The 22,876-nt window shown below is 71.9% G+C and carries 19 protein-coding genes; 11 read left to right on the forward strand and 8 right to left on the reverse strand.

The annotated features are described in order from the left end of the window. Positions 1–158: 158 nt before the first annotated feature. The 3 genes from ACIOMQ_RS11965 to ACIOMQ_RS11975 form a co-directional block, all read right to left on the reverse strand. A complete protein-coding gene (locus ACIOMQ_RS11965) occupies positions 159–851 on the reverse strand; it encodes a PhzF family phenazine biosynthesis protein (RefSeq protein ID WP_362210546.1) in 693 nt (230 codons plus the stop codon). A gap of 72 nt (positions 852–923) precedes the next feature. Then, the gene (locus ACIOMQ_RS11970; protein WP_402188863.1) at positions 924–2,516 is read right to left on the reverse strand and encodes an HtaA domain-containing protein; all 1,593 of its coding nucleotides are present in this window, start codon (positions 2,514–2,516) and stop codon (positions 924–926) included. 69 nt (positions 2,517–2,585) lie between these two features. Then, positions 2,586–3,995 carry an HtaA domain-containing protein gene (locus ACIOMQ_RS11975; protein WP_402188865.1) on the reverse strand — a complete coding sequence of 470 codons (1,410 nt, stop codon included), beginning with the start codon at positions 3,993–3,995 and terminating at the stop codon, positions 2,586–2,588. A gap of 138 nt (positions 3,996–4,133) precedes the next feature. On the opposite strand from ACIOMQ_RS11975, the gene ACIOMQ_RS11980 reads away from it, so the two are divergent. From ACIOMQ_RS11980 to ACIOMQ_RS12010, 7 genes are all read left to right on the forward strand, one after another. After that, positions 4,134–5,216 carry a hemin ABC transporter substrate-binding protein gene (locus ACIOMQ_RS11980; RefSeq protein ID WP_401753399.1) on the forward strand — a complete coding sequence of 361 codons (1,083 nt, stop codon included), beginning with the start codon at positions 4,134–4,136 and terminating at the stop codon, positions 5,214–5,216. Further along, positions 5,213–6,313: a FecCD family ABC transporter permease gene (locus ACIOMQ_RS11985; protein WP_402188867.1), complete on the forward strand. Its 1,101-nt coding sequence runs from the start codon at positions 5,213–5,215 to the stop codon at positions 6,311–6,313. Before ACIOMQ_RS11980 ends, ACIOMQ_RS11985 begins: the two co-directional genes overlap by 4 nt. Continuing rightward, positions 6,310–7,149 (forward strand): heme ABC transporter ATP-binding protein, encoded by an 840-nt coding sequence (locus tag ACIOMQ_RS11990; RefSeq protein ID WP_362210560.1) that lies wholly within the window; start codon positions 6,310–6,312, stop codon positions 7,147–7,149. The genes ACIOMQ_RS11985 and ACIOMQ_RS11990 overlap by 4 nt, the downstream gene beginning before the upstream one ends. 189 nt (positions 7,150–7,338) lie before the next feature. After that, complete coding sequence (gene efeO / locus ACIOMQ_RS11995; protein WP_401753395.1) at positions 7,339–8,475, forward strand: iron uptake system protein EfeO; 1,137 nt, start codon at positions 7,339–7,341, stop codon at positions 8,473–8,475. A gap of 20 nt (positions 8,476–8,495) precedes the next feature. Then, a complete protein-coding gene (gene efeB / locus ACIOMQ_RS12000; RefSeq protein ID WP_401753393.1) occupies positions 8,496–9,773 on the forward strand; it encodes an iron uptake transporter deferrochelatase/peroxidase subunit in 1,278 nt (425 codons plus the stop codon). A gap of 80 nt (positions 9,774–9,853) precedes the next feature. Continuing rightward, entirely contained in the window at positions 9,854–10,690 is an 837-nt protein-coding gene (gene efeU / locus ACIOMQ_RS12005; protein ID WP_362210570.1) for an iron uptake transporter permease EfeU, read from the forward strand. A 170-nt stretch (positions 10,691–10,860) separates the two neighbouring features. Next, positions 10,861–11,853 (forward strand): hypothetical protein, encoded by a 993-nt coding sequence (locus ACIOMQ_RS12010; protein ID WP_402188869.1) that lies wholly within the window; start codon positions 10,861–10,863, stop codon positions 11,851–11,853. Positions 11,854–11,895: 42 nt separating this feature from the next. On the opposite strand, the gene ACIOMQ_RS12015 is transcribed toward ACIOMQ_RS12010, so the two are convergent. Then, entirely contained in the window at positions 11,896–12,642 is a 747-nt protein-coding gene (locus ACIOMQ_RS12015; RefSeq protein ID WP_362210576.1) for a bifunctional DNA primase/polymerase, read from the reverse strand. A gap of 490 nt (positions 12,643–13,132) precedes the next feature. On the opposite strand from ACIOMQ_RS12015, the gene ddaH reads away from it, so the two are divergent. Beyond that, positions 13,133–13,948 (forward strand): dimethylargininase, encoded by an 816-nt coding sequence (gene ddaH, locus ACIOMQ_RS12020; RefSeq protein WP_402188871.1) that lies wholly within the window; start codon positions 13,133–13,135, stop codon positions 13,946–13,948. A 27-nt stretch (positions 13,949–13,975) separates the two neighbouring features. On the opposite strand, the gene ACIOMQ_RS12025 is transcribed toward ddaH, so the two are convergent. Beyond that, positions 13,976–14,986 carry a small ribosomal subunit Rsm22 family protein gene (locus ACIOMQ_RS12025; RefSeq protein ID WP_401263803.1) on the reverse strand — a complete coding sequence of 337 codons (1,011 nt, stop codon included), beginning with the start codon at positions 14,984–14,986 and terminating at the stop codon, positions 13,976–13,978. Between the two features lie 140 nt (positions 14,987–15,126). On the opposite strand from ACIOMQ_RS12025, the gene ACIOMQ_RS12030 reads away from it, so the two are divergent. Continuing rightward, positions 15,127–16,434 (forward strand): hypothetical protein, encoded by a 1,308-nt coding sequence (locus tag ACIOMQ_RS12030; RefSeq protein WP_362210585.1) that lies wholly within the window; start codon positions 15,127–15,129, stop codon positions 16,432–16,434. A 66-nt stretch (positions 16,435–16,500) separates the two neighbouring features. On the opposite strand, the gene ACIOMQ_RS12035 is transcribed toward ACIOMQ_RS12030, so the two are convergent. Both ACIOMQ_RS12035 and ACIOMQ_RS12040 read right to left on the reverse strand, forming a co-directional pair. Continuing rightward, positions 16,501–17,550, reverse strand: coding sequence for an RNA ligase family protein (locus ACIOMQ_RS12035; RefSeq protein WP_362194887.1), 1,050 nt, complete (start codon positions 17,548–17,550; stop codon positions 16,501–16,503). 85 nt (positions 17,551–17,635) lie between these two features. After that, the gene (locus tag ACIOMQ_RS12040) at positions 17,636–18,958 is read right to left on the reverse strand and encodes a multidrug effflux MFS transporter (RefSeq protein WP_362194884.1); all 1,323 of its coding nucleotides are present in this window, start codon (positions 18,956–18,958) and stop codon (positions 17,636–17,638) included. A gap of 87 nt (positions 18,959–19,045) precedes the next feature. Here ACIOMQ_RS12040 and ACIOMQ_RS12045 point away from each other — a divergent pair, with 87 nt between their 5' ends. Then, on the forward strand, positions 19,046–20,050 hold the full coding sequence (locus ACIOMQ_RS12045) for a Gfo/Idh/MocA family oxidoreductase (RefSeq protein WP_362194972.1): 1,005 nt from the start codon (positions 19,046–19,048) through the stop codon (positions 20,048–20,050). A 31-nt stretch (positions 20,051–20,081) separates the two neighbouring features. Here ACIOMQ_RS12045 and ACIOMQ_RS12050 read toward each other — a convergent pair whose 3' ends face one another. Beyond that, complete coding sequence (locus tag ACIOMQ_RS12050) at positions 20,082–21,710, reverse strand: alkaline phosphatase D family protein (protein WP_401753390.1); 1,629 nt, start codon at positions 21,708–21,710, stop codon at positions 20,082–20,084. A gap of 273 nt (positions 21,711–21,983) precedes the next feature. On the opposite strand from ACIOMQ_RS12050, the gene ACIOMQ_RS12055 reads away from it, so the two are divergent. Further along, entirely contained in the window at positions 21,984–22,757 is a 774-nt protein-coding gene (locus ACIOMQ_RS12055) for an SDR family oxidoreductase (protein WP_402127650.1), read from the forward strand. Positions 22,758–22,876: the final 119 nt, after the last annotated feature.

Raw genomic sequence — 22,876 nt, forward strand, 5'->3', positions numbered from 1 at the left:
CTGTGTGTGGGGGGGGGGGGTCTCCTGCCCCCCCTACACCTGGGGGGGGGGGTGGGGGGGGGGGGGGGGGGGCCCCCGGGGGGGGGGCGGGGGGGGGGGGGGGGGGGGGGGGGGGGCGGGGGGGGGCGGGCCCCCCCCCCCGCCGCTCCGTTGCGCCGTCAGTCGCCGGACGGTCCCGGTCGAAGCCCCCACAGGACGCGGCCCCCGATCTCCACCGTGCCGTCGGGCGCGGGCGCGGTGAGGATCTGGGAGCCGCGTCCTTGCGTGATGTTGAGGGCGCGGCCCAGCTCGGCGCTGAGCAGCAGGGCCGCCACGCCCGTCGCCTCGTCCTCCACGATGCCGTCGTCGCGCCGCGGGAACGCCCGCGCCCTGACCCGGCCCGCCGCCTCGTCCTCCCAGGCCCATGCGTACAGCCGGCCCTCGCCCGGTGGCGGCCCGGCCGGCGCCTCGACCTCCGCGACGGACGCGTACCGCTCCAGCGTGCACGGCGGCGCCCACTCGGGGCGGGCGGTGATCCAGGTGAACTCCCCGTCCTGGCGGGCGAAGATCTCCCCGACCGGCAGCTCCAGGATCTCCAGATCGAGCAGCCAGGCGGTGCCGACGAGCGGATGCCCGGCAAAGGGGAGGCGGAGTCCCGGGGTGTGGATGTCGACGTGCCCGCGCTCGGGGTCGTCGACGAACACGGTCTCGCTGAAACCGATCCGGCGGGCGAGCTCCTGCCGGGACGCCTCGTCGGGGTACGCACGCCCGTCGCGTACGACCCCGAGGGCGTTGCCGTGCCTGCCGTCGGGGCCGCAGAACACACGCAGTACGTCGATGCCCGCGGGTACGTCGAAGTCGCCGTCGCTCACGCGGGCATTCAAGCACCGCCCGGGTGACGGCCCCGTGACTGGGCCGCCACCCGGGCGGTGTTGCCGGACGGATCAGGCGGTACGGCGACGACGGGCGGCGATCACCACTCCGGCGCCGGCCGCCACGACGACACCCGAGGCGGCGAACAGGGCACCGGCCGGGATGTCGGAGCCGGTGGCGGCGAGGGAGCCCGAACCGCCGACCGAACCACCGACCGAGCCGCCGCCCACGCTGCCGCCGCCGGTGGCCGTGGAGCCTCCCGCCAGGCCCGTGGAGCCGGTGGAGCCGGTGGAGCCGGTGGAGCCCGTGGAACCGCTGCCGCCCGCGCCGCCCGGGAGTTCGGCGTCCTTGTCGAGGGCGACCGCGACGGTCAGCGCGTCGAGCTGCTCGCCCGCCGGGTACATGCCGCCGAACGCCTTGGTGCCGTCGGCGGTGAGGGTCGCCGGGACGGACGGAAGGGTCACCACGCCGTTCTTGGCCGCGAGTCCCCCCTTGGGCAGCTTCAGGTCGGCGACGGCCAGACCGGTGTACGTGCTGACCTTCTTGGTCTCGCGGTCCTTGGTGGAGACGTCCGCGATCAGCTTGCCCTTCGTCCCGTTCACCTGGATCTTCATGCGGGTCAGGGAGAGGTCGAGGGTGTACGCACCGTTCTCCTCGTGGCCCAGGAAGCGGACCTTGCCGTCGAAGCCGGCGTTCAGGGTCTGCGCGTCGGCGTCGAAGTGGCCGGTGGCGTCGGGGAACCGGTAGCCGTCGCCGGACGCGGTGGCGCCGGCCGTCGTCTCGACCTTGCCGTGGGCGATGGGCCCCGTGACGTAGCTGCGGAAGGACTTCTTGACGCCCCAGTCCAGGGTGCCGTCGACGATCGCGCCCGGGTCCGCGGCCGGCTTGCCGGTGGCCGGGGAGGACGGGGACCCGGTCGAGGTGGGCCGCTCCGTGGGCTTGGTGGTCGGCTTCTCGGTGGGCTTTCCGGTCGGTTCGGTGGTCGGCTTCTCGGTGGGCTTCTCAGTGGGCTTCTCGGTGGGGGCCGAGACCGCCTTCACCGAGAGCGTGGCCGGGTCGAGCGCGTCGCCCTCCTTGTACTGGCCGTTGAACGCCTCGGAGCCCGCCTTCGTCAGCGTCGCCGGGATGTCCTTGAAGACCATCGCACCGCCCGCGCCCTGGCCCGGCTTCACCGCCGACAGGTCGAGAGCCGCGAACGCCACGTCGTCGCGCGTGCCTTCCGGGGTCGTGACATCGACGGTGATCGCGCCGCCGGTACCGGTCGTGGAGAGCTTCACGTCCGAGAGCGTGATGTCGAGAACGCCCCCGTGGGCGTAGAAGTTGACGCCGCCCTCGAAGGCGGTGTCGGTGCCGTGCGTGGCCGTGTCGTAGGTGCCCTTGCCGTTGGCGAAGGTGAACACGCCGTTGTCCGGCGCCTGGGTGGCGCCGCCCTTGACGGTGATCTTCCCGCCGGAGAACGAGGAGGCGAGGTACTTGCGGAAGGACTCCTTGACGCCCCAGTCCAGCGTGCCGTCCTTCAGCTCCAGCTTCGGCGCCGCGGCGGCCGACCCGTCGGATGCGGTGCTGTCGGCGGCGAGCGCCGGAAGGGCGAACGCGGTGGCGCCGAGGGCGGCTGCCGTGGCGACGGCGGCGGCGAGAGCTGTGGGACGGCGGGTGGCTGCCATGGTCGGTGGTCTCCTCAGGAAATGAATCGGGGGTGGGACGGGGGGATGGGGAACGGGGGTCCGGTGGGTCTAGTGGCCGCTCTGCCGGGTGGCGCGGCGGCGGGCGAGGTACAGCGCACCCGCTGCGGCGGCGAGCACACCCGCGCCGCCGATGCCGAGGTACAGCCCGGTGCGGGAACCGGAGTCGGACACCGACGCCGCGGTGGTGGTCCTCTCCGTGGGCGCTCCGGACGGCTGGGGCGACGCGCCGGGGGCGCTGCCCAGGTCGGGCAGGGCGGGCAGTTGGGCCTTGGTGTCGACGGCGACGGCGAGCGAGACGGGGTCCATCGCGGTGCCCGCCTTGTAGAGCGAGCCGAATGCCTCGGCGCCGTCGGCGGTGAGGGTCGCGGGGGCTTCGGTGAGGACGGCGAGACCGTCCTCGGGTGCGAAGTCCTTCGCGGTGAAGGTGACGAGCGGGACGGCCTTCCGCCGGTCGCCGGCGCTCAGGACGTCGGCGGAGAGCGTGCCCCGGCCCGCCCCCACCCGGACCGCGACCGCGGAGAGTTTCAGATCGAGCCCGTCGGCGCCCGTGAAGCGCACACTGCCCGCGAAGTCGGCGTCCAGGGTCTGCTTCTTCGGGTCGTACGTGCCCTTGCCGCGCGGGAAGCGGAAGAGCGCCCCGCCGTCCTGGGCGCCGTCGGCGAGGGTCCACTTGCCCTTGCCGATGGAGCCGGTGACGTACTCGCGGAAGGTCCGGCGCACACCCCAGTCGACGGCGGCGTCCTCGAAGCGGCCCGCGGCCTTCCCGGCCTTCCCGGCCTTCTTCGGTTCCGCCGGCCTGCCGGGGGATTTGGACGCGGCCGGCTTCCCGGCCGGAGCGGTGGTGTCCACGGAGAGGCTGACCGGGTCGAGCGGCGTACCGGCCGTGTAGTAGCCGGCGAACGCCTTCGCGCCCTGTGAAGTCAGCGTCGCCGGAACGTTGTTGAGGGCGACGGGGGTGGCACCGCCCCGCATGTCGATCCCGGAGAGACCGAGCGTCGCGAGAGGCACCTGGGCGGTCGAGGTGACCCGGCCGCTCCCCCGGTCCTTGCTGACCATGTCGGCGTACACGGTGCCGCTGCCGCCCGCGATGCGGACGGTGGGGCGGCTGATGGTGAGGTCCAGTTCATGGCTGCCGTCGGACTTCTTGTGGCCGACGAAGCGGACCCCGCCCGAGAAGCCCGAGGTGAAGGCGCCGGTCGCCGGGTCGTAGGAACCGGTGGCGGAGTGGAAGCGGAACTGGCTGCCGCCGACCGTGGCGGCACCGCCGATCAGGCTCCAACTGCCGTGGGCGATGGGGCCGGTGACGTAGCTCTGGAAGGAGGACTTGATGCCCCAGTCCAGCCGGCCGCCCTGCACCGTGCGGCTCGCCGCTTGCGCGGCGGCGGCCGGGAGCAGGGCCCCCAGGAGGGCCGCGAGAAGCGCGACGGCGAGCGCGCGGGCAGGTCTGGACGACAGCATGGGGACCCCTCCGAGGTCTAGCGGGCTAGGTAAGGCTAACCTAAGCTATGCGCGTTCTGTGGCGGTACCCCCTCTTCCACCACATTGCTCGCAAACCCTTGCCAACCACTCACCGCAGAACGACAGGACGGTGCCCCAGTGCGCTTCTCGCAGGACTTCGCCCCGCCGGGCCGGGAATCCCGGCGGCCAGGGCGCGGCCCGGTCAGGACCCGTGGACCGCTGGGCGCGCTGACGGCCGCCGTCGCCCTGGCCCTTGTCCTGACGGGCTGCGGCGGCGGTACGGACACCGGGGCTCGCGCCGCCCGTTCCGAGAGCGCCGCGGCCGACCGCGTCGAACCCCTGACCACTGCCCCGAAGCCGCACCTGCCGGTCACGGTGAAGTCGGCGGACGGCGCCGAGGTCACCGTCACCTCGACGGACCGCATCGTTCCGCTGACCGGCAGCCTGAGCGAGATCGTCTTCACGCTCGGCCTCGGCAAGCAGGTCGTGGCCCGCGACATCACCGCCACCTTCGAACAGGCGGCGAAACTCCCGGTGGTGACCCGCGCGCACGACGTCTCGGCGGAGAGCGTGCTGTCGCTGAAGCCGACCGTCGTCCTCGCGGACACCACGACCGGGCCCGCGGAGGCCATCGACCAGATCCGCGATGCGGGGATCGCGCTCGTCGTCGTCGAACCGGCCAAGGAGCTCGCCGACGTCGGCCCCCGGATCGACACCGTGGCGGCGGCCCTGGGCGTGCCGGACTCGGGCGCGGAGCTGAACGCGCGCACCCGGTCCCGTATCGAAGCCGTGCAGAAGTCCGCGCCCGCCCCGGCGGAAGGGGGCGAGAAGCCGCGGGTCGCGTTCCTCTACCTGCGCGGCTCGGCCTCCGTCTATCTGCTGGGCGGCCGCGAGTCCGGTGCGAGTTCGCTCATCGAAGCGGCCGGAGCCGTCGACGCGGGCAAGGCGTCGGGGCTGAAGAAGGACTTCACCGCCATCACCAGCGAGGCCCTCGCCAAGGCCGCGCCCGACGCCATCCTGGTGATGAGCAAGGGGCTCGAATCGGTGGGCGGCGTCGACGGCCTGGTGAAGATCCCGGGCGTCGCCGAGACCCCGGCCGGGATGGACCGGCGGATCGTCTCCATCGACGACGGCGTGCTGCTGAACTACGGGCCGCGCACGGACCGGGTGCTGGGCGATCTGATCGCGCAGCTCCACCCGAAGGACGGGGCCGCCAAGTGACCGCCTCGTACGAGGAACGCACCCGGCCGGCCGCCACCGCGGCCCCGGAACCGCGGGCGCCCGGGTCCCGGCGCTCCACCGGCTTCGTCCTGACCACGGGACTGCTCGTCGCTCTCGTCGTGTGCTGCCTGCTCTCCGCCGGGCTCGGCGCCTACAGCATCCCGCTCGGCGACGTCCTCGGCTCGGTCCAGCACCGGCTCGGACTCGGTGGAGCCGCGCTGGACCGGGTCGGCGAGAGCGTGTTGTGGAACGTACGGCTGCCGAGGGTCGTCCTCGCCCTGCTCGTCGGGGCGTCGCTGGGCTGCGCGGGCGCCCTGATGCAGGGGGTGTTCGGCAACCCGCTCGCCGAACCCGGGGTGATCGGGATCTCCTCCGGTGCGGCGGTCGGCGCGGTCGCCTCGATCGCGCTCGGGCTGGACTTCCTCGGCAACTGGACCATCACCGCCTGCGCGTTCGCCGCCGGACTCGCGACCGTGCTGCTGGTGTACGCGCTGTCGCGGTCGGGCGGGCGGACCGAGGTCGTGACGCTGATCCTCACCGGGATCGCGGTCAACGCCTTCGCGGGCGCGCTGATCGGGCTGTTCATCTTCTTCGCCGACAACGCGCAGATCTCGCAGATCACGTTCTGGCAGCTGGGTTCCCTGGCCCAGGCGACCTGGCCCAAGGTGCTCGCCGTGCTGCCGTGTGCGGCGCTCGGGCTGCTCGTCGCGCCGTTCTACGCCCGGAAACTGGACCTCCTCGCGCTCGGCGAGCGGCCCGCCCGGCATCTGGGGGTCGATGTCGAGCGGCTGCGGATCGTGCTCGTCCTCGTGGTGGCGCTGCTGACCGCGGCCGCGGTGGCGGTCGCCGGAATCATCTCGTTCGTGGGGCTGCTGGTGCCTCATCTGCTGCGGATGGCGAACGGTCCCGGTCACCGCTTCCTCGTCCCCGGCAGCGCCCTCGGCGGCGCCCTCGTACTGGTGGTGGGCGATCTCGCGGCCCGTACCGTCGCCGATCCCGCCGAGCTGCCGCTCGGTGTGCTGACCGCGCTCTTCGGCAGCCCCTTCTTCTTCTGGCTGCTGCGCAGGACCCGTCGTAGGCAAGGTGGTTGGGCATGAGGGCCTTGAAGAACCCGTTCCGGAGCCGGGGCCGGCGGCTGCCCGCTCCCGTCTCCCCCGGTTCCCCCGTCGCCGAGGCGCGCGGGCTGCGCGTGCGGCTGGGGCAGCGGCCGGTGCTCGACTCCATCGAACTGACCGCGCACGCGGGCGAGGTGCTGGCGCTCGTCGGGCCCAACGGGGCCGGGAAGTCGACCCTGCTGGCCGCGCTGTCCGCCGATCTGCCCGCCGAGAGCGGTGAGGTACGGATCGACGGGCGCCCGGTCACCGACTGGTCGGCCCCCGAACTGGCCCTGCGCCGGGCGGTGCTGCCGCAGTCCGCCGCGCTGTCGTTCCCGTTCCCGGTGGAGGACGTCGTACGGATGGGGCGGGCGCCGTGGGCCGGGACGCGGCACGCGGACGAGGACGACCCGGCGGTCGCCGCGGCGATGGCGGCCACCGAGGTCACCGAGTTCGCCCCGCGCCCCTTCTCCGCGCTGTCCGGCGGGGAACGGGCCCGGGTCGCACTGGCCCGGGTGCTGGCGCAGCGCGCCCCGCTGCTGCTGCTGGACGAGCCGACCGCGGCGCTCGATCTGCGCCATCAGGAACTCGTGCTGCGGATCTGCCGGGAGCGGGCCGCCGCCGGGGACGCGGTCGTCGTCGTGCTGCACGATCTGGGGCTCGCCGCGGCGTACGCGGACCGGGCCGCCGTGCTGCGCGACGGGCGGATCGCGGTGGCGGGCCCGCCCGCCGAGGTGTTCACGGGCGAGTTGCTCGGCGAGGTCTACCGGCAGCCGGTCGAGGTGTTCCCGCATCCGCGGACCGGGGCGCCCCTCGTCGTACCGACCCGAGGAACTTGACCCGCACTTGACCATCCCGTGAGGCATCCATGAGATACCCGTGATCACCCCGTTTCCGCACCGCCGGGATGAGAGCTGAATCACTGGACAGGTGGGTACCGGTCAGGTAAGCCTCGGTTAAGTTAGGTCCGCCTCACCTATTTTTGTCCGATCTTCTCCTGCTTCTCCTTCATCCTCTGTGGAGCCCGTATGCGAGCCGTTCGTTTCTCCGTCGTCACCGCTGCCGCCACGGTGGCAGCCCTGACCGCCGTCACGGGCTGCGCAGAGAAGAGCGACGGGAAGAGCGAAGGGGCCGTGCAGGTCGTCGCGAAGGACGACTCCTGCGAGGTCTCGAAGAAGAAGCTGCCGGCCGGTCACATCGAACTGGCCGTGCAGAACAAGGGCTCGAAGGTCACCGAGGTCTACGTCCTCTTCCCGGACGACCGCATCGTCGCCGAGCGCGAGAACATCGGCCCCGGCACCAAGGCCACCATCACGGCCGAGATCAAGGCCGGTTCGTACGAGGTCGCCTGCAAGCCCGGCATGAAGGGCCACGGCATCCGGCAGAAGATCGAGGTCACCGGCGGCAACGCGGCCAAGCGCAGCCCCGAGATGGACAAGGCCGTCGCCGAGTACCGCACCTACGTCCAGGCGCAGGCCGACGAGACGCTGCCGAAGGCCAAGGCCTTCACCGACGCCGTCGCCGCGGGTGACATCGAGGCCGCCAAGAAGGTCTACGCCGACTCCCGGCTCGGCTGGGAGCGCACCGAGCCGGTCGCCGAGTCCTTCGGTGACATCGACCCGAAGGTCGACATCCGGGAGGACGGCCTGGAGGACGGCCAGAAGTGGACCGGCTGGCACCGCCTGGAGAAGGCGCTGTGGCAGGACAAGAAGCTGGGCGCCGAGGAGAAGGCCCTGGCTCCGGTCCTCTACAAGGACCTGCTCGACTGGCAGAAGCGGGTCGGCACGGCGGACATCACCCCGACCTCGATGGCCAACGGCGCCAAGGAGCTCCTCGACGAGGTCGCGACCGGCAAGGTCACCGGTGAGGAGGAGCGCTACAGCCACACCGACCTGATCGACTTCAAGGGCAACGTCGAGGGCGCGGAGAAGTCCTACGAGCTGCTGAAGCCGATCGCCTCGAAGAACGACCCGGCGCTGACGGCGTCCCTGGACAAGCAGTTCGCGGCGCTGAACACGCTGCTGGACAAGTACCGCAAGGACAAGAGCTCCTACGAGTTCACCTCGTACGAGAAGGTCGGCAAGGCCGACCGCAAGGAGCTGTCGGACGCGGTCAACGCGCTGGCCGAGCCGCTGTCCCGGCTCGCCGCCGCGGTGACGAAGTAACGGACGGGAAGGGACCTGTCATGTCCGATCGGACACAGAGCACCACCGGGACGGCGGCGGCGTCCGGCAGCGCCGCCCCCTCCCGCAGGGCGCTGCTCGGCTGGGGCGGGGCCGGTCTCGCGCTGGGCGCCGTGGCGGCCGGCGGCGCGGTCGCCGCGGTGCGTACGGACAGCGACGCGGTGCCTGCCGCGGACAGCGGTGCGGCCGTGCCCTTCCACGGGGCGCATCAGGCCGGTATCTCCACCGCCGTACAGGACCGGCTGCACTTCGCCGCGTTCGACGTGACGACGAAGGACCGCGCCGAGCTGATCGCGCTGCTCAAGGAGTGGACGCGGGCGGCCGAGCGGATGACGGCCGGTCACGCGGTCGGCGACGGTGCGTACGGCGGCCTCGCCGAGGCCCCGCCGGACGACACCGGAGAGGCGCTGGGCCTCAAGCCGTCCCGGCTCACGCTCACCATCGGCTTCGGCCCCTCGCTCTTCGCCAAGGGCCGGTTCGGTCTGGAGGGCAAGCGCCCCGAGGCGCTCGTCGATCTCCCGAAGTTCCCCGGCGACAACCTCGACGCGGCCCGCAGCGGCGGCGACCTCTGCGTCCAGGCGTGCGCGGACGACCCGCAGGTCGCGGTGCACGCCATCCGCAACCTGGCCAGGATCGGCATGGGCCGCACCGCGATCCGCTGGTCCCAGCTGGGCTTCGGCAAGACGTCCTCGACGACGCCCGACGCCCAGACCCCGCGCAACATGATGGGCTTCAAGGACGGCACCCGGAACATCTCCGGCACCGACACCGCCGCCCTGGACCAGCACGTGTGGGTGGGCGAGAAGGACAGGGCGGGCTGGATGACCGGGGGTTCGTACCTGGTGGCCCGGCGCATCCGGATGCACATCGAGACCTGGGACCGCGCCCCGCTCCAGGAGCAGGAGGACGTCTTCGGCCGCGACAAGGGCGAGGGCGCCCCGGTCGGCAAGGCCAAGGAGCGCGACGAGCCGTTCCTGAAGGCGATGCTGCCGACCGCGCATGTGCGGCTCGCCCACCCGGACAGCAACGACGGGGCGACGATCCTGCGCCGCGGCTACTCCTTCACCGACGGCACGGACGGCCTCGGCCGGCTCGACGCCGGGCTGTTCTTCCTCGCCTACCAGCGCGACGCCCGCAAGGCATTCATCCCGCTTCAGCGGCGCCTCGCGGCGCACGACGCACTCAACGAGTACATCCAGCACGTGGGTTCGGCGCACTTCGCCGTCCCGCCGGGCGTCCGCGACAAGGACGACTGGTGGGGCCGGGCGCTGTTCTCGTAGAGGGACCGGCACGGGGCCCGCGAGGCCCCCCGATTGCCGTTCCCTCTTGGGGACTCGAAGCAGAAAAGGAGAACCGGAACGTGTTCAGCAACTTCCTGATCGGCCTGCGCGAGGGGCTGGAGGCCAGCCTGGTCGTCTGCATCCTCATCGCCTACCTGGTGAAGACCGGCAACAAGGACAGGCTGGTGCCGATCTGGGTCGGCGTCGGTATCGCGATCGTCGTCAGCCTGGCATTCGGCGCCGGCCTCGAATTCGGCTCGCAGGAGATGACGTTCAAGGCCCAGGAAGCGCTCGGCGGCTCGCTGTCGATCGTCTCGGTCGGCCTGGTCACCTGGATGGTCTTCTGGATGCGGCGCACCGCGCGGCATCTCAAGACCGAGCTGCACGGAAAGCTCGACACGGCACTCGCGATGGGGACCGGCGCGCTGGTCGCCACGGCGCTCCTCGCGGTGGGCCGGGAGGGCCTGGAGACCTCGCTGTTCGTCTGGCGCGCGGTGCACGCGGCGGACGACGGCTGGCACCCGATGATCGGCGCGTTCCTCGGCATCGCGGCCGCCGTCGTCCTGGGCTGGCTGTTCTACCGGGGCGCGCTGAAGATCAACCTGTCGAAGTTCTTCACCTGGACCGGCGGCATGCTGGTGATCGTCGCCGCGGGCGTGCTCGCGTACGGCGTCCACGACCTGCAGGAGGCCGAGTTCATCGGCGGCCTCCACAACCAGGCGTTCGACATCAGCGCCGCGATTCCGCCGGACAGCTGGTACGGCACGCTGCTGAAGGGCACGTTCAACTTCCAGCCCGACCCGACCGTTCTCCAGATCACGGTGTGGGCGCTGTATCTGATCCCCACCCTCGCACTGTTCCTCGCCCCGGTAGGGTTCGGACGGTCAGAGAGCCGGGCAGTGGGCAGCGCGGGTTAAGGAGCGGGGCCGGGGTGCGTGCATCGCAAGGCGGAGGATTGAATCGACGCGGAGCGTCGGTGATTGACGACAACGCCGCGAGGTGCGTGCCCCGGCCCCACGACGCCGCGAAGTCCGCTGCCCGGCCCTCTCCGAGGGGGCGACGGACCAGAAGGCGCGGAAAGCAGCGGATGAGAAGTCTGAGGCCGATTCGGCTGGCGACGGGGCTCGCGACGGCGACGGTGCTGTCCTTGACGGCGAGCGGGTGCGTGACGGTGCACGGCGAGCTGGCAGTGGTGCCGGCGGCAACCAGGTCCGAGGCCGCTCAGGCCCTGAAGGACTTCACCGCCGCGTACAACGCGGCGGACAAGGCCTACGACCCGGCTCTGGACGCGGACCGGGTCACCGGCCCGCTCGGCGCGATCAACCAGGCCGGGCTGAAGGCCCGGCAGAAGAACAATCCGGACGGCAACACGAACCACAGGCCGCTGGAGCTGACCGACGCCCGGTACCTCATCCCGAAGAAGGCCGGCTGGCCGCGCTGGTTCCTCGCGGACACCGACTCCAACCGTGACGAGGACAGCGGGAAGCTCGACACCCGCTGGCTGCTCGTCTTCGTCAAGTCCGGGCCCGGCGCGGGGTGGAAGACCGCCTACCTGTCGGTCGTCGCACCGTCCCAGCTGCCCGCCGTCGCCGTGGACGGCGACGGCCGCGCCGAACCGGTGGCCGCGGACAGCTCCGGACTGGCCGTGGCACCGGAGGACTTGAGCACCCGGTACACGCAGTACCTGCAGCAGGGCACCCCGGACGTCTTCGCCCCCGGCACCGCCACGTCCGGCTGGCGGGAGGCGCGCCGCACCACCCGGCGGGCGGGCTTCTCGTACCAGTACATCGACCAGCCGCTGGACGGCGGTACGTTCGCCCCGCTCGGCCTGGAGACGGAGGACGGCGGCGCGCTGGTCTTCTTCAGCAGCAAGCACTTCGAACAGCAGACGGCGGCGAAGGGACTGCGTCCGCCGCTCAACTCGGACGTGGAGGCGCTGCTGACCGGTGAGTTGAAGTCGACCCTCACCAAGGAGCGGATCTCCAGCCAGCTGGTGTACGTGCCGAAGAAGGGCGCGAAGGACGGCAAGGTGGTCATGCTGAACCGGCTGCCGGGCCTGACGGCGGCGAAGGGCTCGTGACCGGGACTGCCGGACTCGCCCAGGGCCTGTCCGGCAGTCTCGTCAGCGGCTCATCGGCCACGCCACCGAGTCGTGGTCGAGATCGCTCTGGTCCGCCGCGTCCGCGTACTGCGCGCACGCGTCGGTGAGCGTCTCCAGCAGCGTCAGCGGATCGGGCAGCGGGTTCTCCGGCCCCCGCACCCACCCCACGTCCAGCTCACCCGGAAGTCTGGCCGGCGGCAGGAGCACATAGCTGCCGCGGCAGTGCCACCGCAGTCCCGGATGCTCGTCCATGGTCTCGGGATGGCAGTCCAGCTCGCACGGCCACCACTCGTCCTCGTCCTCGGGCGTACCGCGGGTGGCGGTGAAGAAGAGCATCCGGTCGTCGCCGGACCGGGCGACGGGGCCGACGTCGATGTCCGCGGCAAGGAGCCGCTCCAACGCCTGGCCGCCGGCGGACAGCGGCACGTCGAGCACGTCGTGGATCATGCCGGTCGCGGTGATGAAGTTGGCCTGCGGCTGGCTGCGGGCCCAGCGCTCGATCTGGGCGCGGTCCGTGGTGGACTGCGTCTGCCAGGCGAAGGAGATGGGGTGCCGGGCGGGGGTGGGACATCCGATGCGCTCGCACGAACATCGGTAGCCGACCGGATGGGCGGCGGGCGCGATCGGCATTCCGGCCTCGGCGACGGCCAGGAGCAGCGCCTCCCGGGCGGTGTCGTCGACCTCGCTCTGCTGCGGTTTGGGTCGGCGGCGAAGCCATTGGGAAAATTTGCTCTCTGAGCCGCGATAACGGCCGAAATCGGCGCCCATCAATCCCCTTACCTCAGCGTTGCTCCTGCCCATGGTCCCACCATCCTGCGCCTCAGGTGGCCGGAGTTCCGAAGCGGGGTGCGCGGCACAGCGCCATGAGCTGGGCACTATGGCACTTGTTGTCATGAAATGACGGGTGCGTCTCAGGGTCGCGGCGGGCTGCGTCGGCCCGCGCGGGGTGCGGTCGACGATCGCGTCCGGGTACGCACGGGTGAGCGGGAGGGCGAGCGGCAGCCGGCGGCGCGTGAGCGAGAGGGTGCGCGGCAGCCGGCGGCCCGTGAGCGAGAGGGTGCACGGCAGCCGGCGGCGCGTTCTGCCGGGCCGGCCGGTCCAGCAGTCGTGCGAGCCGATACGTATCGTCTCGTCACCGTGCGGAACCACCCGATCGGATCACTGCGCGCGGGCCCCGGAGAGCGGACCATGGGCTGACGCACACACCCGTGCGAAGTCCCCCGCAGGCCACCCCTGCTGTGTTCGTGAGGAGCCTTCGTTGCCTCGTGAAGCCACACCCCGCCGTTACCTGATGTGCGCTCCGGCCCACTTCAGGGTGACGTACTCCATCAACCCCTGGATGGACCCCAGCAAGCCCGTGGACCTCCCCCTGGCCCAGACCCAGTGGGAGGACCTCCGCGACCGCTACCGCGCCCTCGGACACACCGTGGAGCTGCTCGCGCCCCGGCCGGATCTGCCCGACATGGTCTTCGCCGCCAACGGCGCCACCGTCATCGGCGGCCGGGTGCTGGGGGCCCGGTTCGCGTACCAGGAGCGTTACGCGGAGGCCGGGGCCCATCGCGAGTGGTTCCGGGCCAACGGCTTCACCGAGATCCACGAACCGGCCCACGTCAACGAGGGCGAGGGCGATTTCGCGGTCACCGCCTCGTACCTGCTGGCCGGACAGGGCTTCCGGTCCAGCCCGCTCTCGCACGGCGAGGCGCAGGAGTTCTTCGGACGCCCGGTGATCGGGCTCGATCTGGTCGACCCGCGCTACTACCACCTGGACACGGCCCTGTCCGTGCTCGACGAGGCGGGCGACGAGATCATGTACTACCCGGGGGCGTTCTCGCCCGGCAGCCGGGCGGTACTGGCGAGGCTCTTCCCCGACGCGCTGATCGCCGAGGAGGCGGACGCCGCGGCGCTCGGCCTGAACGCGGTGAGCGACGGACTCCATGTGCTGCTGCCGCAGGCCGCCACGGGGCTCTTCGATCCGCTGCGGGCGCGCGGCTTCGAGCCGGTGCCGATGGATCTGGGCGAGCTGCTGAAGGGCGGCGGCAGTGTGAAGTGCTGCACACAGGAGCTGCGCGGGTAGCCGGGCCCGCCCCCGCGTGCCCCGTCCTCAGTCCCCGGACGGGCTCGGCAGGTGGGGCGGCGGCCACTCGTCGCCCCACCCGGTGTCCCGGGCGGCCCGGTACAGCTCACCGTGCCGCTTGGTGACCGTGGAGCGCCGCAGGGCCTCGTCGCGGGTGCACAGGTCCAGCAGCACCTGTCCCTTGCGGATCTGCGGCTTGCGGGTGACGCGTGCCCGGACGGGCTCCGTGTCGAAGCGGGTCGCCACGACATAGCTGAACTTCTCGTCCTCGTACGGCAACGAGCCGCCCTTCACCTGCCGGTGGAGCGAGGAGCGGCTGACCCGGGCCGAGAAGTGGCACCAGTCCGTGCCCGGCTCGATGGGGCAGGCGTCGCTGTGCGGGCAGGGCGCGGCGACCTTCAGCCCGGCGGCGATCAGCCGGTCGCGGGCCTCGATGATCCGGGCGTAGCCGTCGGGGGTGCCGGGCTCGACGACCACGACGGCCCGGGCCGCGGCCGCCGCGGTGTCGACGAGCGCGGAACGGACGTCCGCCGTCAGCTCCTTGAGTACGTAGGAGACGGTGACCAGGTCCACGGGGGCGAGTTCGAGGCCCGCGCCGATCCGGGCCCGGCGCCATTCGGCGGCGCGCAGGGCGGGGACGCCGGAGACCTCGGCCAGCTCACGGCCCAGGGCGAGCGCGGGCTCGGCCCAGTCCAGGACGGTCGTCCGCGGCCCCTCCCAGGCCCCGGCCACGGCCCAGCTCGCCGCTCCGGTGCCGCCGCCGATGTCGGTGTGCGTGGCGGGCACCCAGTCCGGGGCGGCCTCCTGGAGCGCGGCGAGGGCGGACCGTACCGCTTCGAAGGTCGCGGGCATCCGGTACGCGGCGTAGGCGGCGACATCGGAGCGGTCGCGGAGCACCGGGGCGTCGGTGGGGGTGGTCCCCCGGTAATTGGCGATGAGCCGGTCGACCGCCTGGGCGGCCTGCTTGGGCGGCAGCCCGTCGAGCAGTCCGGCCAGCGCCGCGCGCAGGGCTTCCGCGGTGGGGAGGGTGGCGTTCACCGACGAATTGTAGGCGGAGGCCGCCCTCCCGCTTCCGGCCCGGACCGGCGGCGAACAGCATGGCATGCGAACTGCCGCGACCCCTGCGCCAGTTGCTACGCTGACCGCCGCGAGGTCGGGATTGCCCATCGAGGGAAGCCATGAGACAGAAGATCGTGCGCCTGGTTCTGGTCGGCGGAGTGCTCGTACTCGCCATGCTTCTTCTACTGGCGACCTGCGCCAGTGGTGAGAAGAGTGCCGACAAGCCGAAGAAACATGCCAAGAAGAGCTCGGTCCCGGTGACCCAGCTCACCGTCCCGTCCGTGTTCGCGACGGAGCGCGGCTGGGAGCTCATAGGCACCTCGCCCGACTACGCGCTGTCCCGGACGACGGGCAGCCTCGCCTACCTCGCGCGGGTCTCGGACACCAAGTACCAGCTGCGGACCATCGACGCGGAGACCGGCGAGGCCGGCTGGCACGGGGAGAGCTGGCGGCCGCCGTCCCCGCAGCACTTCCCGAGGCTCCTCCCGCTCACCGTGGGCGACCACGAGTACTTCGTGACGTGGTCGTACGGAAAGGTCGGCGAGAACGCGCTGACCCCCGCCGACACGATCGTCTCGCTGGACGTCTACGACGTGGAGGACGGCTCCCGGCGGCGCGTCGAGGTGCCGTGGAGCTCCGTGCCCACGGTCTCCACCTCCGGCCCCGGCATCCTGATCAGCGACGGCCGGACGAACAGCGCGGTGGTCGACCCGGTGACCGGCCGGGTGTCGCAGATAGCCGCCCCCGCCCTCAAGTACCCGAAGGGCTGCACGACCTGCAAGCAGCTCACCGAGGTCCGCGGGCTGACGCAGAAGGGCCTGCTGGTGAGCGGGTCCAAGGAGTTCTGGGTGCAGGGCGGCTGGTTCAGCCGCAATGTCGCCCCCAAGGGCACCGACCGGCTCAGCGGGATCCCGACGTCGGTGATTCCGGGCCTGGTACTGGCGAAGTGGCAGCTCGCCAAGGGCGCGAAGCGCGCCGCCACCCATGACCTGTGGACGGTGCACGACCTGGAGACGGGCAAGGCGCTCGCCTCGGTGGAGTGCAGCAAGCCCGCGATCAAGCCGGGCCAGTACCCGCAGCTCGTCTCCGCGCCCTCCGGGAACTTCCTGGTGGCCGGGCCGCTCGCCTTCGACCTGCTGACGAAGCGCGGCTTCTGCTTCGAGGGGACGGACGGCACGAAGCCGCTGACACTGGCGTCGGTGAACGACGAGGGCATCGCGTACGGCGCGGCGAACGCGCGCAACGCGGCGGACGTACTGGCCGGCGGCGGCACCCCCGTCGCGGTGGCGGTCAGGAGCGGCACGACGGGCGCCCTGCCGTCGAACCAGCGGATTCCGGGCACGGTGACGTCGGACGGCGTCGGTCTGTTCCGCTGGACGGACGAGAAGGACCGCCCGCATCTGATCGGCTACCCGAGCGCGCACTAGGGCCTGTGAGGTCGGGGACGCGGCCGGCGGGTGGTCTGCCTGCGAGTGCGGCGACTGCTTACTGCCTCACCGGGTGCCTTCTCTGCCCGTCCGGGAGGAACGGCGGTCCTCGGCGTCGAACACCGCAAGCGAGCGTGCCCCGGGCAGCAGCGCTCGTTCCAGCGGGCGCAGGAGGGTGTCCTCCAAGCCTCCCAGCGCTTCGGCGAGCTCTTCCGAAACGTCCCGGGTGATCTCCTCCGCCACGGCATCCACCGGGGTGCGGGGGCCCAGCTTGCTGACCACGGCGGCCGCGCGGGCGGGGGTGAGGAGTGCCGAGGCCCGGGCCAGGAGCCAGGCGGGAACTCCGGCCGCTCCCTGCGGCGGGGGCAGATAGGGACGTGCGCCGTCGAACCGCTCGTCCTCCGCGAAGGACTTCTGCTTCACCTTGGCCACCGGACGCATGCCCGCACCTGCGGACTCCGCCTCCCGCCATTCGCCGGCCGGCTTGAGGACGTAGCCCTCGGCGAGATTGTCCGCCAGCTCGGGCAGCCCGAAGAGGGCTGGGACCCTTGTGGAGAAGGCGCACGGCAGCTCCTGGAGCCTGTTCAGCGCGCCGTGCCCGAGAGCGGGGGGACAGACGAGCCCTGCGGCCGCCGCGGCTCCGCGCAGAGCACGGTCGGAGATCCAGCGGCGTCCCTCGGCCTTCTCGACCGATGCGTCGAACGGCAGCCAGTGCAGGCCCGGCGCGTACCACACGCCCGTCTGCACCGGCTCGGCCCCGGCAACGGCGGGCACATCCGGGTGCGGGTAGCACCCACCGGCCAGCTCACCGTAGATCGTCACCACCGCGGCATCACCCCGCACGCCGCGCAGCGCGGAGGCGAAACGGGCCGCCGCCACGGACAGCACCGGCCAGACCCTGCTCACGCCGAAGAAACCATCCAGCGCGTCGTCGCCCAACAGCTCACGCCGCTTCGCCGGATGAACCCCCGCGCCGTCGCACACCACCGCAAAGTGCGCTCCGTGCACCTTTTCCACCGCGACCCACTCCCGGGCCCCGGAAACACCGAGCCCTCCCCTCGCGGAGATCTTGGGATACGGCCGTAGCGCGGAACCCGCAGACGCAGCGTCGGACATGAGGAGGAGCATCGCTGCCCGCCGGGCCCCGGGCAACCGGATTCAAACCGGCCCCGGTCCCGGCGCCCCCGTCACGGAACCGGCGTCACGACACGCGCTGCCAGGGCCTGCACAGCCCCAGGAAGCAGGCCATCGCGCCCACCCCGCACACCAGTTGCACGACGGCCATCGGCACGGCCGTCCCCTCGCCCGCGATCCCGACGAGCGGCGAGGCGATGGCGCCGATCAGGAAGGACGAGGTGCCGAGCAGCGCGGACGCGGACCCGGCCGCGTGCTTGGTACGCATCAGGGCCTGCGCGTTCGTGTTCGGCATCGCCAGACCCATCGCCGACATCAGCACGAACAGCCCGGCCGCGACCGGGACCAGGCCGACGTCCCCGAAGACCCCGGACGTCATCAGCAGCAGCGCGGTCGCGGCCAGCACGATGACGGAGAGACCGAAGGCGAGCGCCTTGTCCAGGCTGATCCGGCCGACCAGCACCTTGCCGTTGATCTGGCCCACGGCGATCAGACCGACCGAGTTGATGCCGAAGAGCAGGCTGAAGGTCTGCGGCGAGGCCCCGTATATCTCCTGCACGACGAACGGCGAGGCGCTCACGTACGAGAAGAGGGCGGCGAAGGCGAGACTGCCCGCCATCATGTAGCCGGTGAAGACCCGGTCGGCGAGCAGCCCGCGCATGGTGCGCAGCGCGTCGCCGATGCCGCCGGTGTGCCGGTCCTGCGGCGGCAGGGTCTCGTGCAGCCACTTCCAGACGATCAGGGTGAGCAGCACGCCGACGACGGTGAGGACGGCGAAGATCCCCCGCCAGTCGGTGAACCGCAGCACCTGCCCGCCGATCAGCGGCGCGACGATCGGTGCGACGCCGGAGATCAGCATCAGCGTGGAGAAGAACCTGGCCATCTCCACGCCGTCGTACAGGTCGCGCACCACGGCGCGGGCGATGACGATCCCGGCCGCACCTGCCAGGCCCTGCAGCAGGCGGAAGCCGATGAGAAGTCCGGTGGTGGGGGCGAAGACGCACAACGCGGTGGCGACGACGTAGACGATCATGCCGAGGAGCAGTGGCGTGCGCCTCCCCCACCGGTCGCTCATCGGTCCGACGACGACCTGCCCGAGCGCCATGCCGGTGAGGCAGGCGGTGAGAGTGAGCTGGACGGTCGCGGCGGGGGCGTGCAGGGACTCGGTGACCGCGGGCAGCGCCGGGAGGTACATGTCCATGGAGAGCGGCGGCAGTGCGGTGAGGCCGCCCAGGACGAGGGTGACGAGAAGTCCGGTGCGCCGGGCCGCGTCGGTGGCGGCCGGTGGCCCGGGGGCTGTACCGGTGACCCGGGGCTCTGGCGCCCCGGTCCCGGTGGTCGGTATGTGTGTGCGTTCCTGCTGGGCTCGGCTTGCGCCGCTCTCCGGCATTCTCATCTCCATGTCGTTGAATCCGCCTCTATGCTCTCAGCTCAGCCGGACTGGTCGAGACCGTTTTGGGGTGCAGGCATGACAGGCATGAACAGGGCCGTGCGGTGGGGCGTGCTGGCGACCGGCGGTATCGCGGCGACGTTCACCGAGGACCTCCGGACGATGCCGGACGCGGAGGTGGTGGCCGTCGCGTCCCGTACGGACGCGTCCGCGAAGGCGTTCGCGCAGCGGTTCGGGATACCCCGGGCCTACGGCAGCTGGGCCGAGCTCGCCGCCGACGACGACGTCGACGTGGTGTACGTGGCGACGCCGCACTCGGCGCACCGGGAGGCGACCGCGCTCTGCCTGGAGGCCGGGAAGCACGTGCTGTGCGAGAAGGCGTTCACCCTCAACGCGCGGGAGGCGGACGAGCTGGTGAAGCTCGCCCGGGACCGCGGGCTGTTCCTGATGGAGGCCATGTGGACGTACTGCAACCCGGTCATCCGGCGCATGACGGAGCTCGTGCGGGACGGCGCCGTCGGGGACATCCGGACCGTGCAGGCCGACTTCGGGTTCGCGGGCGACTTCGGTCCCGGGCACCGGCTGCGCGACCCGGCGCTGGGCGGTGGCGCGCTGCTGGACCTCGGGGTCTATCCGGTGTCGTTCGCGCATCTGCTGCTGGGTGAGCCGGACCGGGTGCAGGCGGACGCGCTGCTCTCCCCGGAGGGCGTCGACCTGAACACGGCGATGCTGCTGAGCTGGTCGCAGGCGGGCGCCTCGGCGCTGCTGAACTGCTCCATCGTCGGGGACACCCCGATGACCGCGACGATCACGGGGACGAAGGGACGGATCGATTTCCCGCACGGCTTCTTCTACCCGGAACGGTTCGTGCTGCACCGGCCGGGGCGTGAGCCGGAGGAGTTCACCGCGGGGGCGGCGGGCGCGGGGCTGCGCGGGATGCAGTTCGAGCAGGCCGAGGTGGCGCGGGCGTTGCGGGCGGGCGAGACGGAGTCGCCGCTGGTGCCGCTGGACGGTTCCCTCGCCGTGATGCGGACGCTCGACGCGGTACGTGACCGCATCGGCGTCCGCTACCCGGCCGACGGACTCGGCTGACCGGCGCCCGCCCGGCTGGGAACCAGGGGCCCTACGCGGGCTTGAGGCCCTGGTTCCCCACCTCCGTGACGAACGATCCGGCCGTCGCGAGGGGCGCACCGGGCGTGGTGACGGCCGACACCGTGCGGTAGTCGGCGCGCGCCCGCTGCGCGCCCAGCGTGACGACGGCATATCCGCGACGGCCGTTGAAGAACTTCATGTGCGGGTTGGCCTGCATCTGGTTGTTCCAGCTGCCCGGCTTGTCCGAGCCGTTCTTGCCGCTGGTGATGGAGGTGGCGACGATCTCCGTGCCGAGGGTGCGGGACGACGGGTCGTCGAAGTCCTTCTTCAGGTCGAAGCCGTAGCCGACGTGCACATCGCCGGTCAGCACCATCAGGTTGTCGATCCCGGCGGCCTCGGCTCCCTTCAGGACCCGGTCCCGGGAGGCGGGGTAGCCGTCCCACGCGTCCATCGACAGCTTGAAGGCGTCGGTGGGGACGTCGCGCCGCTGGGCGAAGGTGACCTGCTGCGGCACGACGTTCCAGGTGGCGTGCGAGGCGCGCCAGCCGTCGAGCAGCCAGCGCTCCTGGGCGGCGCCGGTGAGGGTGCGCGACGGGTCCTCGGACTCCGGTCCGGGCTTCTGCCAGCCGTCGCCGTACGCCTGGTCGCTGCGGTACTGGCGGGTGTCGAGGATGTCGAACTGGGCGAGGCGGCCGAAGTGCAGGCGCCGGTAGAGCTTCATGTCCGGCCCGGTGGGCCGCTGCGGGGTGCGCAGCGGCTGGTTCTCCCAGTACGCCCGGTAGGCGGCGGCGCGCCGCAGCAGGAACTCCTCCGGCGGTACATCGTTCTCGGGGATGTCGCCCGCGTAGTTGTTCTCGGTCTCGTGGTCGTCCCAGGTGACGACGAAGGGGTGCGCGGCGTGGGCGGCGCGCAGATCGGGGTCGGACTTGTAGAGGCCGTAGCGCAGCCGGTAGTCCTCCAGCGTGATCGTCTCCCGGTTGAAGTGGGCGGGGAGGGTGCGGTCGGTGTAGGCACGGGCCCCGCCGGTCGCGTCGACGGCGTACTCGTAGAGGTAGTCACCGAGGTGGAAGACGACGTCGACGTCCTCCTGGGCGAGGTGCTTGTACGCGGTGAAGTAGCCGTCGTGGTAGGCCTGGCAGGAGACGGCGGCCAGGCTCAGCGTGCTGTTGCGGGCGGCGCGGGCGGGCGCGGTGCGGGTCCGGCCGGTGGGGCTGGTCCAGTTCCCGGTACGGAAGCGGTAGTAGAAGACGCGGTCCGCTTCGAGGCCCTTGACCTCGACGTGGACGCTGTGGTCGAACTCCGGGTGGGCGGTGGCCGATCCACGCCGGACGATGCGGGAGAAGCGCTCGTCGCGGGCGAGTTCCCAGCGCACCTGGACGCGGGTGCGGGGCAGTCCGCTGCCGGGCTCGTACGGGCGCGGGGCGAGTCTCGTCCACAGCAGGACCGAGGCGGGCAGCGGGTCGCCGGAGGCGACGCCGAGGGTGAACGGGTCCTCGCTGATCTTCCGGGCGTCCAGCTCGGCGGCGCTCGCGGTGCCCGCGGCCGGCAGGTTGACCGAGAAGGCGAGCGCGGCAGCGGCACCGGTGACGGTGAGGAAGCGGCGGCGTCCGAGATTCCTGGCGGCGTCGCGCAGCTCCTGCTGGTGCGATGAGTGCGTCATCTGTCCCTCCCCTGACTGGTGGTGTACTCGGACAAGTACACCGGACCGGCACATCGAGCGGCTGTCGTGTTCGCGTCGCTCGGGCATCGCGTGGATGAGGAGTGCGGCAGGAATGGATTCGCGGGGCATAGCGCGCATACGTGACGGAGACCATGATCATCGCTATTGGCCGCCCCTGGCACGAACCCGCCGCCGACGACGCCTTCTTGACCCCCATGTGGCCCCACGGATCCGCCCGGACCGGCCGGGCGGGTGGGCGTACGCTGCGGCTCCATGAGCAACACGTTGTTGAAATCCGACGCGAAGACGGCGGTCGTGACGGGCGCGGGCTCCGGAATCGGCCGCGCGGTGGCCCTGGCCCTGACCGGCGCCGGATGGTCGGTGGCGCTCTCGGGCCGGCGCCCGGAACCCCTCGCCGAGACGGCCGCGCTGGCCGGGGGGAGCGCCCGGGTGATCACCGTCCCCGCCGATGTCTCGCGCCCCGAGGACGTGGATGCGCTCTTCTCCTCGGCACGGGAGTGCTTCGGCCACCTGGACCTGCTCTTCAACAACGCGGGTACGTTCGGCCCGCGTTCCGTCCCCGTCGAGGATCTCCCGGTGGAGGACTGGCGCTCGGTGGTGGACGTGAACGTGACGGGCGCGTTCCTGTGCGCGCAGGCCGCATACCGGCTGATGAAGAAACAGGACCCGCAGGGCGGCCGGATCATCAACAACGGCTCGGTCTCCGCCCATGCGCCGCGCCCGCACTCCGTCGCCTACACCACGACCAAGCACGCCATGACGGGCCTGACGAAGTCGCTGTCACTGGACGGGCGTCCGTACCGGATCGCCTGCGGGCAGATCGACATCGGCAACGCGGCCACGGACATGACCGAACGGATGCGGACGGGCACCCTTCAGGCCGATGGCGAACTCGCGGTGGAGCCGGTGATGGCGGTGGCGGACGTGGCCCGGACGGTGCTCCACATGGCAGAGCTGCCCCTGGAGGCGAACATGCAGTTCGCGACGGTCCTGGCGACGGCGATGCCGTACGTGGGGCGCGGCTGACGGATCCGCCCGAACGGGCCGCCCCGCGCGGGCGGTTGACGTTCCACGGCCGTATCCCGGCCGGAAAGCGCACTTTCCGGCCGGGCGGGTGCGCGCTGCCCTTATGCTCACAGTTCTTC

Source organism: Streptomyces sp. NPDC087845, assembly GCF_044742755.1.
Lineage (GTDB): Bacteria > Actinomycetota > Actinomycetes > Streptomycetales > Streptomycetaceae > Streptomyces.